The organism is Nostoc sp. FACHB-190, assembly GCF_014696905.1.
Lineage (GTDB): Bacteria > Cyanobacteriota > Cyanobacteriia > Cyanobacteriales > Nostocaceae > Nostoc_B.
Genome location: NZ_JACJQW010000047.1, coordinates 1 through 14751 on the forward strand (window position 1 = coordinate 1; position 14751 = coordinate 14751).

Annotated in this window: 19 protein-coding genes and 1 tRNA gene; 12 read left to right on the top strand and 8 right to left on the bottom strand. The window is 40.6% G+C overall.

Translation table 11 applies throughout. From position 1 onward, the window contains the following. Both H6G28_RS30985 and H6G28_RS30995 read left to right on the top strand, forming a co-directional pair. Window positions 1-267, top strand: a 267-nt coding sequence (locus tag H6G28_RS30985; protein ID WP_190672982.1) for a transposase, incomplete at its 5' end; no start/stop codon positions are given. 271 nt (window positions 268-538) lie between these two features. After that, on the top strand, window positions 539-832 hold the full coding sequence (locus H6G28_RS30995; protein ID WP_190591543.1) for a DUF2288 domain-containing protein: 294 nt from the start codon (window positions 539-541) through the stop codon (window positions 830-832). 56 nt (window positions 833-888) lie between these two features. Here the strand turns inward: H6G28_RS30995 and H6G28_RS31000 are convergent, their stop codons facing one another. The 3 genes from H6G28_RS31000 to H6G28_RS31010 all read right to left on the bottom strand — a co-directional run bounded on the left by H6G28_RS31000 (window position 889) and on the right by H6G28_RS31010 (window position 2913). After that, entirely contained in the window at window positions 889-1443 is a 555-nt protein-coding gene (locus tag H6G28_RS31000; RefSeq protein ID WP_190591562.1) for a YdcF family protein, read from the bottom strand. 278 nt (window positions 1444-1721) lie between these two features. Continuing rightward, a tRNA-Arg gene (locus H6G28_RS31005) sits at window positions 1722-1795 on the bottom strand. A gap of 32 nt (window positions 1796-1827) precedes the next feature. Continuing rightward, window positions 1828-2913: a tocopherol cyclase family protein gene (locus tag H6G28_RS31010; RefSeq protein WP_190676715.1), complete on the bottom strand. Its 1086-nt coding sequence runs from the start codon at window positions 2911-2913 to the stop codon at window positions 1828-1830. Between the two features lie 376 nt (window positions 2914-3289). On the opposite strand from H6G28_RS31010, the gene H6G28_RS31015 reads away from it, so the two are divergent. Both H6G28_RS31015 and H6G28_RS31020 read left to right on the top strand, forming a co-directional pair. Next, the gene (locus H6G28_RS31015; RefSeq protein WP_190676717.1) at window positions 3290-3961 is read left to right on the top strand and encodes a hypothetical protein; all 672 of its coding nucleotides are present in this window, start codon (window positions 3290-3292) and stop codon (window positions 3959-3961) included. 309 nt (window positions 3962-4270) lie between these two features. Then, window positions 4271-4711 (top strand): hypothetical protein, encoded by a 441-nt coding sequence (locus tag H6G28_RS31020; RefSeq protein ID WP_190591540.1) that lies wholly within the window; start codon window positions 4271-4273, stop codon window positions 4709-4711. 109 nt (window positions 4712-4820) lie between these two features. Here the strand turns inward: H6G28_RS31020 and H6G28_RS31025 are convergent, their stop codons facing one another. Continuing rightward, window positions 4821-5240: a nuclear transport factor 2 family protein gene (locus H6G28_RS31025; protein ID WP_190591539.1), complete on the bottom strand. Its 420-nt coding sequence runs from the start codon at window positions 5238-5240 to the stop codon at window positions 4821-4823. A 176-nt stretch (window positions 5241-5416) separates the two neighbouring features. Continuing rightward, window positions 5417-5938, bottom strand: a complete 522-nt coding sequence (locus tag H6G28_RS31030; RefSeq protein ID WP_190676719.1) for an orange carotenoid protein N-terminal domain-containing protein — start codon at window positions 5936-5938, stop codon at window positions 5417-5419. A 219-nt stretch (window positions 5939-6157) separates the two neighbouring features. On the opposite strand from H6G28_RS31030, the gene queG reads away from it, so the two are divergent. Both queG and H6G28_RS31040 read left to right on the top strand, forming a co-directional pair. Then, window positions 6158-7129, top strand: a complete 972-nt coding sequence (queG, locus tag H6G28_RS31035) for a tRNA epoxyqueuosine(34) reductase QueG (RefSeq protein ID WP_190676721.1) — start codon at window positions 6158-6160, stop codon at window positions 7127-7129. Beyond that, on the top strand, window positions 7104-7742 hold the full coding sequence (locus tag H6G28_RS31040) for an HAD-IA family hydrolase (RefSeq protein WP_190591536.1): 639 nt from the start codon (window positions 7104-7106) through the stop codon (window positions 7740-7742). The genes queG and H6G28_RS31040 overlap by 26 nt, the downstream gene beginning before the upstream one ends. A gap of 178 nt (window positions 7743-7920) precedes the next feature. Here the strand turns inward: H6G28_RS31040 and H6G28_RS31045 are convergent, their stop codons facing one another. Further along, window positions 7921-8295 (bottom strand): hypothetical protein, encoded by a 375-nt coding sequence (locus H6G28_RS31045; RefSeq protein WP_190591535.1) that lies wholly within the window; start codon window positions 8293-8295, stop codon window positions 7921-7923. Window positions 8296-8511: 216 nt separating this feature from the next. Here H6G28_RS31045 and H6G28_RS31050 point away from each other — a divergent pair, with 216 nt between their 5' ends. Beyond that, complete coding sequence (locus tag H6G28_RS31050; protein ID WP_190591534.1) at window positions 8512-9042, top strand: orange carotenoid protein N-terminal domain-containing protein; 531 nt, start codon at window positions 8512-8514, stop codon at window positions 9040-9042. Between the two features lie 428 nt (window positions 9043-9470). On the opposite strand, the gene H6G28_RS31055 is transcribed toward H6G28_RS31050, so the two are convergent. Beyond that, window positions 9471-10229 (bottom strand): ABC transporter ATP-binding protein, encoded by a 759-nt coding sequence (locus H6G28_RS31055; protein WP_199332980.1) that lies wholly within the window; start codon window positions 10227-10229, stop codon window positions 9471-9473. Between the two features lie 647 nt (window positions 10230-10876). Between H6G28_RS31055 and H6G28_RS31060 the strand changes: the two genes are divergently transcribed. From H6G28_RS31060 to H6G28_RS31080, 5 genes are all read left to right on the top strand, one after another. Beyond that, window positions 10877-11086 (top strand): DUF2997 domain-containing protein, encoded by a 210-nt coding sequence (locus H6G28_RS31060; RefSeq protein WP_190591533.1) that lies wholly within the window; start codon window positions 10877-10879, stop codon window positions 11084-11086. 38 nt (window positions 11087-11124) lie between these two features. Then, window positions 11125-11511 carry a DUF1257 domain-containing protein gene (locus H6G28_RS31065; protein WP_190591532.1) on the top strand — a complete coding sequence of 129 codons (387 nt, stop codon included), beginning with the start codon at window positions 11125-11127 and terminating at the stop codon, window positions 11509-11511. Then, on the top strand, window positions 11511-11972 hold the full coding sequence (locus tag H6G28_RS31070; protein WP_190676723.1) for a ferredoxin: 462 nt from the start codon (window positions 11511-11513) through the stop codon (window positions 11970-11972). Before H6G28_RS31065 ends, H6G28_RS31070 begins: the two co-directional genes overlap by 1 nt. A gap of 463 nt (window positions 11973-12435) precedes the next feature. Continuing rightward, window positions 12436-13068 carry a bifunctional 4-hydroxy-2-oxoglutarate aldolase/2-dehydro-3-deoxy-phosphogluconate aldolase gene (locus H6G28_RS31075; RefSeq protein ID WP_190676747.1) on the top strand — a complete coding sequence of 211 codons (633 nt, stop codon included), beginning with the start codon at window positions 12436-12438 and terminating at the stop codon, window positions 13066-13068. Between the two features lie 83 nt (window positions 13069-13151). Next, the gene (locus H6G28_RS31080) at window positions 13152-13664 is read left to right on the top strand and encodes a L,D-transpeptidase (protein WP_190591529.1); all 513 of its coding nucleotides are present in this window, start codon (window positions 13152-13154) and stop codon (window positions 13662-13664) included. A 211-nt stretch (window positions 13665-13875) separates the two neighbouring features. Here H6G28_RS31080 and H6G28_RS31085 read toward each other — a convergent pair whose 3' ends face one another. Continuing rightward, window positions 13876-14748, bottom strand: coding sequence for a bile acid:sodium symporter family protein (locus H6G28_RS31085; RefSeq protein ID WP_190676725.1), 873 nt, complete (start codon window positions 14746-14748; stop codon window positions 13876-13878). Between the last annotated feature and the right edge of the window lie 3 nt (window positions 14749-14751).

Consider the following 14751-nt stretch of genomic DNA (forward strand, 5'->3'; position numbering starts at 1 on the left):
GCAAGTTTTCACAAAAGAGAAGAGTATATCAATAAAATTGAAGCAGAAATGCCGAATATTCATTTAGAGTTTCTCCCGGAATATAGCCCAGATTATAATTTAATTGAATTGGTCTGGCACTCGACAAAAGAATATATTGCTAATCGGCTATTTAAATCAATTGAAGACCTAGAATATTTATTACATCAACTTTTAAATGAAGGAGCGTTAATTATTAAATGGGAACGAAAACTCAAAAATAAAGGCGATACTATTATCACAATTTAAATGCACAAGAGCTTATCTACCTTGTCTACCTTGTCTACCTTGTCTACCTTGTCTACCTTGTCTACCTTGTCTACCTTGTCTACCTTGTCTACCTTGTCTACCTTGTCTACCTTGTCTACCTTGTCTACCTTGTCTACCTTGTCTACCTTGTCTACCTTGTCTACCTTGTCTCTCTGATTAATATCTAAAATAGGATGCCTACATATCCCCCAGACTCTAGCTCCTAACCTCTCATGTAAAATCGAATGTATATCAAGATGAACGTGCAATCATGTCAGATTTAAGAGCAGAGTTAACAGAAGGTTTAGATGAGGCGGAATGGGATTGGTTAATTCCCCATGTGCAGCGCGATGCAGTGATTTTGGTAGCACAAGGGCTAAGTTTGTTAGATGTAGGAGAAGCGATCGCAAATGATAACACCCAATCTGTACAACAGTGGATTGATGAGCAACTAATTACCAAACCTTCCGTAGACCAAGTGGGAATATGGAACGGCGATCGTCAAAAACGCTTTAATACTCTAATAGTACAGCCCTTTGTGCTAGTACAAGAAATGGCTGCATAAGCAAGTAACAAAGTAAAAAGTAAAAAGTAAAAAATAGATTTTTGCTCTTTTACTTTTTATCTTCTACTCTCAATTCTGGATTTACCACCCTTGCTAGGATCATTCGCACCAGTGTAACCAGTTGCTACCCACATTAACGCTCTAGCTCCATCACGGATAGATTTTTCTATCGGTTCCGGTGGCGATTTTGAAGGAACAGAAACTGGCTGAAAGTCAATTCCTCGGCTACCTAAGATGATCTCACCAATAACCGAAGCACGACGCATGTGGAAATCAGAAGTAATCAAATAAACTCTTTTTATCCCCTTGGCTTTCAAATCATCTACTAAGCTGGTAAAATTAGTAACTGTATCTACCGCTTCATAATCCAAGTGTAATCTCTTGGGATCAACACCAGCCTTGACAAATACACTGCGAGTTGTTCTAGGGGGACTTCCACCCGTAATCCAGATGGGTAACTTCGGATGCTTACGTACAAACTCCGCAGTAAATTTCTCTCTTTCTAATTTTTTGGTTGAACCACCCAATACCAATACTGCTTGAGGTGGCTGGGTTTGTTTTTGAACTTCTTTGTAACCGAACCAAAATAATATCGGTAAGGTAAGAACCATAAACCGAAAAGATTTACCTGTAAACAAAAAATTGTTCTTCAAGGCTCTATGATTTCGTGTGACTAAGACGTAGATTCTCTGAATAAGCTAAAAGTATAAGTTAGACTAGCAGATTTTTAGCAAATCTACCCTGTTTTGTCTAGGGAATTTGCTGTTTATGCCTACCGAACTGGACATAAAACCAATCAGCAGGTATTTAAGAGTTAAATTCACACAAATTCGGAAGATTCCGTAAAAACTGCTGACCAAATTTGTTGAACTTTACTTTGATACAACGACGGGACTGGTGCGTCTCGAACGCACGGCCTAGCGCTTAGGAGGCGCTCGCTCTATCCAACTGAGCTACAGCCCCAACTACGAAGCATAAATATAATAGCAGTAGTTTCAGCTAGAGTGCCACGAACTGTCCCAAGAACCGCCACCTATTTCTAAACCACACAGAGAACTCTGTGATTTTAGGATAATTTGAGATTGTTTGTCACTAATTTTTCGCAACTCCAAATTCAGATTTCCTTGCATAGTATCTCGACAACAGTGCATTAAGCCATTTGTTGTCGGCGCACGTAGGGGTGTACCTGGTAGATGCGTAGTTCCTGTCAACTCAACCTCGTAGTTTAAATTTCTAGCTTGCATTTGCCATCTACCCCAAGGTTGAATTTTCCATTGCACTTGGGAGTTCCAAGGGACAAATTCATAAAATTTGCCTTGATAATGCACTCCAATCATGGCGACAGATTCCATCCACCACAACACACCGCGTCTACCACCACCTGCGGTTAATGCTAAGTCAGGTTCGCCATCAAAGCAATTACAGTTGAGCCAAAACCATTTTTGCGGAAACGCCCCGCCCCAGTTTTTCTCACCATAGGCTGGCGCGTTGGTAAATTCATAAATTTTGCCGTTCCAGTCTATCCAACCACTAGCTAAACCGTGCGCCATTAAAATTTGCCAGCCCGGTTCAAAAATCTGTGAAAATGACAGCCAGCCAGCAGTTGATTGCTGAAGACTATTGTGATTTCCCCAACCATATATCGGCTGAATTTCGTACAACCAGCGACAATAAAAACCCGTTGCAGGATCACGAATGATTCCCTGATTGATCTTAGCTGTGGCTTGGTAACCTTCTTGAATATGTTGTGCAAATTCTGTGGGTAAAAGGTATATGGGTTGAGTGTTGAGGTTGGTTTTTCCCCAATGTCCTAAAGCTAAGACATCTCGACTAGCCCAAAATTTTTCTACATCGGGAAAAGTCCGGCATAAATACTCATCGTTTGGGCCGAGGACTTGGGCTGCACCACCACTATAAGCTTTACCACCAGTGGGATCTTCAATGGAGTACATGAAAGCAAAGGTTTGTCCGCAGTCTGGCAAGGTTACACGATAATACCAGCCTTCAAAAAAACGGCGATCGCTACCATCCCAATGATAGCCACTATGGGGTGTCTGAGATTTGCTGGGACAGGAAAACATCTATTTAATGTATGTGCTAGTTGACTATTTTTTAGTATGAGCGATCGCCTGTCAGCAAGCTTGACCATTTTGAAGTAACAGGTAATGAGTAATGGGTATTAAGTAGTGAGTAATAAGTAAGTTTTTGACTCATTACTCATTACTTCTTTCAATCAGTTGCCGTATCCACCCCATACTCATTCTTTTGGCAGATGATTAACTCCCGACTCTAGATAGAACCGTCGATGTAATTGCAGAATGTATGCTGAATATCATTAAAAGCCAAGTAAAAAAAAGAACTAAACTTTTGGAAGTTCTTTGTAAATTATTATGGCAATTGCTTTTTTAGCAAAGGTTTAGCTTTGTCAACCAATATTTTAGGAGTGTAATTAATATTATGACAAATTCAGGCGATCGTGAAACTTATAACAGCGAAACTAAACAACAATCTTACACCGATAATTATGGTAACACTCACACCAACGTGACCCGCACCAGTGAAAGTGTTAACAACAATGTGAGTTCTTACAGTAATGGTTACGCCAATGGTCGAGAAATTGAGCGTAATTACCAACAAGCTAATTTAGCCGCTCGTGACAATGAAAATGCCTCTCGTGGTTTGCTATTAGGAATTTTGCTCACATCTTTAGCTGGCTTAATTGTTGGTGCATTTTGGTACTTTAATCAACCCAGAGAAACAGTAATTAACGAAACTCAACCAGTCGTAACCCCTTCACCTAACAGTGGGCTTCCATCTCCCCAACCACAACAAACCACAATTATTGAAAGAACCAGAGAAGTACCTATTGTAGTTCCTCAACAGCAAGTGCCACCAGTCAATATACCTGCTCAACCAGACATTAATATCACCGTTCCATCTCAACAGCCGTCCAATTCAGAAACACAAACTACCCCTCGCCAAGATAGTACTAACAACTCGGCCGATGGGAGTCAAACGAATACATCTAAAACTGTCATACCTCAAAGCTCAGATCAACCCAACGGCTCATCAAATACCAATTCTTCTACTACTGATAATATTGGTAGCGACAAGAATCAGTCTAGATAATTATCCCCTCCTTACGGTGTACACGGAAACTCTCTCTGGGCAAACTTGTGTGTACACCGTAGCTCACAAACTAGGAGTAGGGAGTAGGAAAGAGCGTACTGATTTTTTTCAGAAATCAAATATGAGTTCCATAGGCGGTAGGGAGATATTAAGAAAAGTTAAGCAAAATGCTAACTTTTACTAAATTTATTTGATTTATAGGGGCTACTTATCAAATACTGTAAAAAATAGAGTTACCAAATTAATTATTTGGTAACAATCAGCGTGAAAAATTACCCCTGAATTACAATTAAAGTCGTGATTCCGCCTATGGAAGCTTTATTTTGTTTGTCTCCCCGTTACCGTCTTGATGATGAGTTTCCTTGGTTAGAAGGGATTGATCCCAGCCGCCAATATTGGATTGCAGTCAACGGAGACAAAAGTTTAACCATAGCTATTCCTGGGTTAGTGGTTGATTCCATCAGCGATTTTAAACAGGCTATCCGCCAATTTCGTGCTTTACAACCAGGAGAGAAAATGACTTTGGTCAGAATGGCTGAAGCTTGTAAGATTTACTGTGTTAGCCTGAATTGCTATGCGATCGAAATGGAAGTTAATAATGTTCCTGTTTGGCACTTGTTTGATCAAGAAACTTTAGATAGCCTGCTTATGACAGCGCATCCTGATTGGATATGCGCTCCAGCAGATGTTGAATTGGGTAGAAAATTGTTAATGCGCTCTTTGCAGTTAGCAGTGGCTACTAAGAGTTAGGGTCTAATGGCTAGGGATTAGAGGTTAGTATTTTTGACGCTGCACTGATAAGTTTTGAAATAAGAACTAAATCAGAAAAACTTGTTTTCTAGCCACTAGCCTCTAAACTCTAACCCCTATTTTGTGGCTGTAACGCTAATAATTCTTGGGGAGAAGCTAAGAGTTTGATTTTGGTATAAGTAATTTGCCGTTGTTGGTTCAAGATAAATAGCCAGATAACATTTACACCACACCAAGAGGTTTGAGCTTTACCTGTTACTTGAACTTGGATGTGGTTATTTTCTATATTTTCAATAATTCCTTCACGGGGATAGGCTTGAAGTCCTTGGGCTTCTTGTTGTAAATAAGCTGCGATCGCATCTTTCCCCACAATACCAGACTCAAAAGGCGGATACATCACACCATCTTCAGAAAACAGTGCGGCTGTTTGTTGAAATTGACCCGCATTGAGACTGGCAAAATAATCTAAGATGCAAGGTTCTGTAATTCCTGCAATTTGAATTGCACTTATAGATTCAGCAGTTTTCATAAAATTAGTAGTATTAAGCTAACTAAAAATTAATTTGAATATAAAAGTAAAAATAAAAAAAGCTGCTTTTGAAGTAGATTGTTAACTTGCACTATTCCTCAAGAAAGAATTTGTTCCCAGATAAAAATCTGGGAACAGTGTTTGGCAAATCATTGAGGTTGGGAGGATATCACAGATTAGTCAGCTAAAGGGTCAACACCCATTTCAGTAACTACTTTGCGAAGAACAGTAATTTGTTGACCAAAATCTAATTCTTTGATTGCTTCTAATACTTGTCCACCATCACGAGAAAGCTTGTAGTCGCTTGGTACTGGTACAACAAAACCCTTGACCATTAACTCTGACAATTCATACCAAAAAGCTAACTTGGTGTTATTGCTCAAAATACCATAAGAGCGAGTGAGGGCAGTATTTTTCTTGGCAACCAAGTCACGCATAAAGTTTAGTTGCTCTGCGTGGGAAATCTGCTTGATTTGATTCAGTAGACCTTCAGCTAACTGTAAACGAGCTGCACCTGTAGCTGCTGGTGTAATAGAACGTCCCATTTCTGTGTAAGCATACCACAGCACTGCTAGTTGGTCATCCACACTTAGGTTTTGAAATACGGTAATGGTGGAAGTCACGGCATCAACAGCCTGGATGCTGTAATTAACAGCATTGGAGAAGCGGGTTGAAGCTGAATCAGAAGTGAATGTCATGATGGCACCACAGTTGATTAGTTAAGTGTGCTGAGAATCTAGTCAGAGGTTTGCAGTATTTTTTGTGGCTTTGCCTCTGACATTTCCATGTTGCATCATTTATTTACAAACCGCAAATAAAATTTACAAATAGGTGGGCTGGCAAATTTTCTATGGCAGATTTGACAGTAGAGTGTATAATTAAGCAACCAAAATTTGAGCAGAGTTTAGCTCAAACACATGAATCAAAATTCTGTAACTAGCCAAGCAGTCAAAGAAAAAGCTGTAGAATTAGGCTTCCACAAAGTGGGAATTGCTGCTGTAGAAGGGGTAGATCATACAGAAGTTCAAAGACTGCAAGCATGGATAGCACTGGGTTATCACGCTGATATGGAGTGGATGGATAATCCCAAGCGGCAAGATATTCGTTTAGTGATGTCAGAAGCGCGATCGCTTGTGTGTGTGGCACTGAATTATTACACTCCACATCAACGCCCCGAAGGTGAAGAATACGCCAAAATATCTCGCTACGGTTGGGGACGAGACTATCACAAAGTAATGCACAAGAAACTCAAGCAGCTAAATAGCTGGTTAGAATCTCTGGGTGAAGGTGTAAAAGCCAGGTACTATGCAGATACTGGCCCTGTGCAGGATAAAGTCTGGGCGCAAAAAGCAGGAATTGGCTGGATTGCTAAAAATGGGAATGTGATTACCAGAGAGTATGGCTCTTGGGTATTTTTGGGGGAAATTGTGACCAACTTAGAACTAGAATGCGATCGCCCCCATACACAACATTGCGGTAGCTGTACTCGTTGTTTAACAGCTTGCCCCACTGGTGCAATTACGCAACCCTTTGTAGTAGATGCTAATCGCTGTATTGCGTATCATACAATAGAAAATCGGGGGGAAAAATTACCAGAGGCGATCGCACCACACTTGCAAGGCTGGGTTGCAGGTTGTGATATTTGCCAAGATGTTTGTCCTTGGAATCAGCGATTTGCCCGGACAACCGACGTGGCAGATTTTCAACCTTATCCTGGGAATATCGCGCCCAAGCTGATAGAATTAGCAAAAATCTCAGATGAGGAGTGGGATCAACAATTTCCGGCATCAGCGTTGCGGCGGATTAAGCCAGAAATGTTAAGACGGAATGCCCGTGCTAATCTTGACGCATCTAGGCAAAATAATGACTCAGAAAGTAATCGTTTTTGATTTTGATGGCACAATTGCAGATACAGTAGATGCTCTTGTTGGTATTGCCAATCGTTTAGCGACAGAATTTGGTTATAAACAAATCACTCCTGAACAACTCGCTCATTTGAGAAATTTAACTTCTAGAGAAATTATTAAATACTCAGGCGTATCTCTCCTAAAGATTCCGTTTCTCCTCAGAAAAGTTAAATCAGAACTCAAGAATAAAATTCACGAATTTCAGCCAATTCCTGGAATTAAAGAAGCACTCACAGAACTGAAAGATCATGGTTATCAGTTAGGAATTATCACATCTAACTCTAAAGAAAATGTTACAGCTTTTCTGAATAACCACGAATTAGATAACCTATTTGATTTCATTTATTCTGGAGTCACAATTTTTGGCAAAACAACCATCATCAATAATTTATTAAAGCAAAAACAACTCTCAACTCAAGCTGTAATTTACGTTGGTGATGAAACTAGAGATATCGAAGCATCCAAAAAAGCCAATATTAAGGTAGTGGCTGTCACTTGGGGGTTTAACTCTCCAGAAGTCTTATTAAAGCAAAAACCTGACTTTTTAATCAATCATCCTAGCGAACTGCTAGATGTTATTCAAAATTGTTGTTAATTTTCCTGTGTGATCTAGCAGATGTCTAAGTATAAACCTATTAATCCCAATGCTTCCAGCAATCAATACTTTCCTCATCTATGAGGCTAAGGCTATGAAATTAAAAATGAAGTATGAAAGATAAAGTAGAACAATTCATACTTCACACTTCATACTTCATACTTCATACCTTAGATGGCTATTTTTTAGGTTGACCTTTTTCTATAGCTTGTTTGACTAAATCATCACTAACATTAGATACGCCTTCATTATCAGAACGCCCAACTTCTTTAGCTAATTCTAAATAATCATCGGGGTTCCCTGTAGGCTGTGCTTCAGTGGTTCTATCTTCAGCTTCGGGAATTTCTAATTTAGGTGCAGTTGCAGCTTGGGCGGCGGCTTCTCCTTCGGGAGTGCGATCTATTTCACTGATGCTAAACTGCTGTGCGGCTGCGTAATCAGCATCAAAATCGACTTTTTGTAATTTTTCCTCGCCACTAGCCATATTTTCGGCTGTTAATTGTGCATCATGGGTAGTAGCTTCATTAGGATTGGGTTTTATTGTATCAGCCATAATTTAACACCTTGTGTAATTTGATTAAATTCTGGGGCGATTGTATCAAGGTAAATTTATGAATTACTGCCACCTAGAGAGAGATTATTACCTCTATTACAAGACAGAGATAAGTTTTAATCCTCTATTAAAATAAGTCTTTCTCTGGGAGGGAGATTGTAATTACAAAACCTTGTTAACTCTTAGTTTGATATGTTAATTTCCTGGTGATAAATCATGACTGCAAATTACGAAAATAATGCTACTCAAGCATTAAGCAACGCAACCCAAAGTGTGGTAAAAGCTTTTAATAAGTTAGATACTGATGCTAAATTAGCATGGTTTTATCTGGTTTATGAAAACATGGGTGACTCTATTACTCCTGCGGCTCCGGCTGCTGCTGAACCAGAATTAGCACCGCTTTTATTAAATGATTATTTACAACTTTCTGAGGAAGCACAATTAAATGTAATGCGGGATATAGTTAACCGCAAAGACACAGAATATTCCCGCGCCTATGGTGCATTAAAAGAAAATAATCAATTATTAGTTTGGTATGTTTGGGCAGTAGCAATGGGTGATACAGTAGTTGATTTTCCTGATGATTACGAAACTGGTAATGCAATTAATGATTTGCTGTCTCAAATTGAAGGATTAGATTTTGAAGCACAAATGTCAGTTTTTAGAACCATAGCGGGTGAAATGGGCTACAGTGATGTCCAACCCATTGAAACACAAGCAGAAACTGGTAAAACTTCCAGTCTGTAAAGAGGCTAGGGGCTAGGGGCTAGTAGTCCACCAACCCAATATTGCTGTGTAGACCCTGTAAGGGAGCAGGGGAGCAGGGGGGAATGAAGGTACTCTCTACCCTGCCCCTCTGCCAGCCACCACACAAAGTTCTCTTGGCAGACTACTAGAGGCTAGATAAAAAGAACAATGCGAAATAATGTATGTAGAGGGGAGGCTAGGATCTGGGGACTAGAGGTTAGATAAAAAGCCTGTAGTGGCGTAACTTCAATATCTCAAAATTAATACCTTTCCTAGCCTCTAACCTCTAGTACAGGTCGGCGTAAATAAACAGACCATAAAAAATTGCTAAAAGGCTTGTGGTATCGTTATTCTTTCTTTTTCCTTTTGCCTTTTTACTTTTGCCTTGTTGTACTAACCTCTAGCCTCTAACCTCTAGCCTCTAACCTCTAACCAGCCAAGTGAGTCAAATCATTGGGTGTGAGATGAGAGTGTATGATTTCACCATCGCGGAACCAAACAATGCGCTGAGTTTGTCGGGCGACATCTGGTTCGTGAGTTACCATGACTACGGTGATCCCACTGGCGTTTAATTCGGTGAAAATGTCTAGTACCTCTTGGGTGGTGCGAGAGTCAAGTGCGCCTGTGGGTTCATCGGCGAGGAGAACGACGGGACGGTTGACAATAGCACGGGCGATCGCTACTCTTTGTTGTTGTCCTCCTGAGAGTTGATTTGGTTTGTTGTTTAGGCGCTTTTCTAAACCAACTCTGGTTAAGGCGACAACGGCGCGATCGCGTCTTTCTGTGGGGTTAACATTAGCATAAGCCATTGGCAACATCACGTTTTCTAAGGCTGTCAGTTGGGGTAATAGATGGAATTGTTGAAAGACAAACCCCAATTTTTTGTTGCGGATATGTGCCAAAGCTTTATCATCCATTTGGGCAACATCAACGTTATCTAAATAGTAATGTCCGTCTGTGGGGCGGTCTAAACAGCCGATAATATTCATGGCTGTGGATTTACCTGAACCAGAAGGCCCCATAATTGAACAATACTCGCCCTCGTTGATGGTCAAGTTGACATTGTTCAGTGCTTTGACTTCAGTTTCGCCACTACCGTAGGTTTTAAAGATATTTTCTAAACGAATGATTGCCGATTTTGGTACAGGGTTAGGAACTAGAGAATCGGTAAGAGAAGCAGTTGCCATAAATATAGTAATTAGGTTTGATTTTTGAAATTATCTTTACCGGTTAGGAGTAGAAAGTGGGGAGTGGGGAGTAGGAAAGAGCGGTTATTTTTTACAGGACTTACGCACCAAAATTGTCTGTAGGGATTGGGTGCGGGGGTGAAAGGGTATGGGGCGTAAGGGGTTTTGAATACTTACACCCTTACACCCTCATACCCCCGCACCCTGTTCTAAAACCCTACTTTTTCGTTTTTTGCGTAAGTCCTATTTTAATTAGAAGTCCCTTACCTGCCATATCACCCTACAGGAAGAATAGGGTTTATCTAATCATAATGATAAACTTTTTCAATAAATTGCATAGTTTTGTGACTGACTGATCTAGCTATACTACCGAAGAGTGTTGGTTTGACAGGCTTTTATCCCTGAATTAACTAACTTAATTTTAAACTTGACTATTCTAGAAGGTTAAGAGAGACTAACTAATGACAGATGTAATGACTTATTAAAATAATAACTTTTGTAAATTTTCTGAGATATTTATATTGAGAGATGGAACATTAGTTAAAAAATGGCAAGTTTGTGTCTAAGTAACAATGTTCCCTGGACAGGATTCTTAGCATTGTGCTAGGGGGTACAGTCCAAGCTTACTATCGTGGTTGGCCAAAAGCATGGAGACATTAGAATTCATAATTTATCCAGACGGTCGGGTACAAGAGAAAGTCACTGGCATTGTGGGTGCTTCTTGTGCTGAAGTAACAGAGGCAATAGAAGCACAGCTGGGGCAAGTACTTAATCAAGAGCCAACCTCAGAATATTTCGCCAATCAGTTACACCAATCGAATCAGGCGAATACGCAAGCTACTTACAGCGAATGGTAAGTTTTCTAACAGTTTATTGTCGTTGATTTACAACCACCATGTCACACTTTAGCCAAATTAAGACTCAAATCCGTAACCTTGATTCTTTAAAAGATGCGCTAACCGATTTGGGCATCGACTGGAAACCAGGCCCCCGCGAGGTACGTGGCTATCGCGGTCAAACCCATCCTGCGGAAGTCACCATTGAGCAGGAAAATGGCTATGACATCGGCTTTAGATGGAATGGCAAAGAATACGAATTAGTAGCTGACTTGCAGTACTGGCAACAAAATCTGTCTGTAGATGGTTTCTTGCGCCAAGTCACCCAACGTTATGCTTACCAAACAGTGGTTAAGGAAACTGCATTGGCTGGTTTTCAAGTTGCTGAACAACAAAAAAATGCAGACGGTTCTATTCGCTTAGTAGTACAACGCTGGAGTGCGTAATGGCTGATTTTCTGCCTTCGCCGGAGGAACAGGAAGATAATCGTTCCGGTTTGGAACCAGAATTAGGGGGTTTTTTGCGGGATAACCCAGAACGTTCTGGTTTAGAGCCGGAGTTGGGTGGAGTGTTACGCCAAAAGGGTGTTTATGTTGACGAAATCACCTGTATTGGTTGTAAACACTGCGCTCATGTTGCGCGAAATACTTTTTACATTGAACCAGATTACGGGCGATCGCGCGTAATTCGCCAAGACGGGGACGCGGAAGAAGTCATCCAAGAAGCAATTGACACTTGTCCGGTTGATTGTATCCATTGGGTAGATTACACAGAACTGAGAAACTTAGAAGATGAGCGCAAATATCAAGTAATTCCTGTTGTTGGTTATCCGGTAGATATGGCAGTTGCCACTTCTGAAAAACGGCGTAAAAAACAAAAACTCAAAAACAAAAAATCCCGTTATTAAAATAAACAAATTAAATAATTACAAAAAAGGGCTGGTTTATCCAGTCCTTTTTTCGTAGCTGGGGAGTGGGGAATAGGGAGTGGGGAGTAAGGAGGGGGGAGTGGGGAGCTCACAAGTGTAGGTTTTTAACAGAGTGATGAGTAGCGACTCTAAAAATCACGATTTAATCAGAGTTCCACCCCCCTCACACCCTTACACCCCTACACCCTAAATCAAGGTTTTTGGGGCATAACGTAAAAAACCTACACCTGTCAGGGAGTGGGGAGTGGGGAGTAGAAGAGGTATATGCTGATTTGCCTCCTGCCTCAACCGCATAGCGGTAAGTCAAAATGCAAAAATGAAGAATACTTTTGACTTTTGCTTTTTTACTTTTGACTTCTCCGGCTTTGCCGGAGTGCCTCCTGCCTCTAGAATGTGTCACGCTGGTAGTACATATTTTCAAGCCTTGTTTGTCCCAGCGAGAATGTCTAATCAAGTTTGGTTATCACAGTTGCGAAAAAACAGAGCGATCGCAGTTATCCGTGCGCCCAAAATCGAAATAGGAGAAAAAATGGCGATGGCGGTAGCATCTGGAGGAATGCAGCTAATTGAGATTACCTGGACTAGCGAACGCGCCGCAGAATTGATCGCTAAATTACGGATGAAATTACCAGATTGTCTAATTGGGACAGGTACACTGTTCAACGTGCAGCAGTTACAAGATGCGATCGCGGCTGGGGCGCAATTCTTATTTTCACCCCATATTGATATCGACATGATTCACGCCGCAGTCGCTAAAGATGTGCCAATCATTCCAGGGGCGTTGACTCCTACAGAAATTGTCACAGCTTGGCATCAAGGTGCTAGTTGTGTGAAAGTTTTTCCTGTGCAAGCAGTAGGCGGAGCCAGTTATATCAAAAGTTTACAGGCTCCCTTGGGTCATATTCCTTTAATTCCTACAGGTGGAGTCAGCCTAGAAAATGCTTCCGAATTTATCCAAGCTGGGGCTGTTGCTGTGGGCTTAAGTAGTGAATTATTTCCAAAACAGTTGGTAGCAGCAGAAAATTGGCAAGCGATCACTCAATCTGCCAGCAACCTGATGCAGAATTTAGCGTAGCAAAATACACATCTACTGATTTTTTAGGCTACAAAGTAAAAAGGAAAAAATTCTTAAGACTACCTGGTAAAAGTGCATACATCATGAAAAGTCTGATTGATTCTCACCCGATGCACCACTTCAAAAAATTAGTGATTGGTGCAGCAGTATGTTTGAGTGTGATTGGTGTTTGCACAAATACAGTCACAGCCAGTTCCAAAAACGAGACAATTAAACAAAACATCCAAACCTTACAAAAATCCGACCAACGCTGGATACAAGTTAATCTTGCAACTCAAAGATTAACAGCCTGGGAAGGCGGAAAAGCTGTTTACGCAGTTACTATTTCCACAGGCAAAAAGTCCACTCCCACACGTACTGGTAGCTTTACAATTCAGTCAAAACATAAATCAACCCGAATGCGTGGTAGAGATTATGACGTTCCCAACGTACCCTATGCAATGTTTTACCAAGGTAACTACGGAATCCACGGAGCTTACTGGCATAAAAAATTTGGTACACCTGTAAGTCATGGTTGCATCAATGTCGCACCGAACCATGCTAAATGGTTATTTAATTGGGCATCCGTCGGAACACCTGTTGTCATTCACAAATAACCTGGATTAATGCACAAAGCTAGGGTATTGGGTGAGGCTGCTGATTTTGTAGCTTTTCAGAGGTGAAAAATTCATGCCCAATCCTTTCCCGACTGAGTAAAATTTGCAGTGGAAAAGTTATTTTCGCATTCTTTAAGTAATAAGTAATGGGTAATAAGTAAATACTCATTACTCATTACTCATTACTTATTACTCATCACTCATCCTAAAATCAAACCTCTACCTGTTTGATTTCTGCATTTGTTACTTGGTCTAGTTCGATAAACTTTGGCCCCATAATAATAACTATCACCATCATTAATAGACTCGTCACCATAATAATGCTCACTACATTAGGGTCGGAAAAATTACTCGTACCCACTAATAATGCTGCGGCAAAATTGCGTTGGGCAGTTCCCACACCTAGCACACGTTGGGTATCAATTCCAGGGCCGCCTAAAAGATAACCAACGCTAAAGGAGAAAATAATAAAGACCGCACAAACAAAGATTGCACCTGTTTTTAATAATGTGATGATATCGTTAGTATGAATAAATAGTCTGACTACCAGACCTAAAAGTAATCCAGCACTAGATAACTTGAAAAAAATTGGCTGGATAATGGGAGCGATCGCATTAAATTTAGCTTTGATCAATAATCCAATTACTAATGGGCTAACCATCAGCAATAACAAGGGTTTGCCAATATCCCAAGAGTTAATTTCTACACCTTGCACCACTAATGGTAGTACAATCGGCATATAAAAAATAGTGCCAAGCATCAACAGCATCATTAATCCTACAGAAAAGGCAATATTGCCTTTAACTATTTGAGCCAGTTTCGGCAAAGCTGGCGGCCCTGATGCTACTGCCATCACTAGTAAACCATCTTTTAACGGTTCACTTAGAGGTACTATTTGTACTAGCAAATAGATAAAAAGTGGCACTAAAACAAAATTCGCCAGCAGAGATGACACAACGAGCCGGGGACTGCGAAGAGGTTCCCAAATTTGTTGTAGCGTTAAACTTAAACCTGCACCCAACATAGTGCAAACAATGAATGTGAACAGTGCAAGCTTGTCAGTTAATACTAATAGTTCATTCATGAT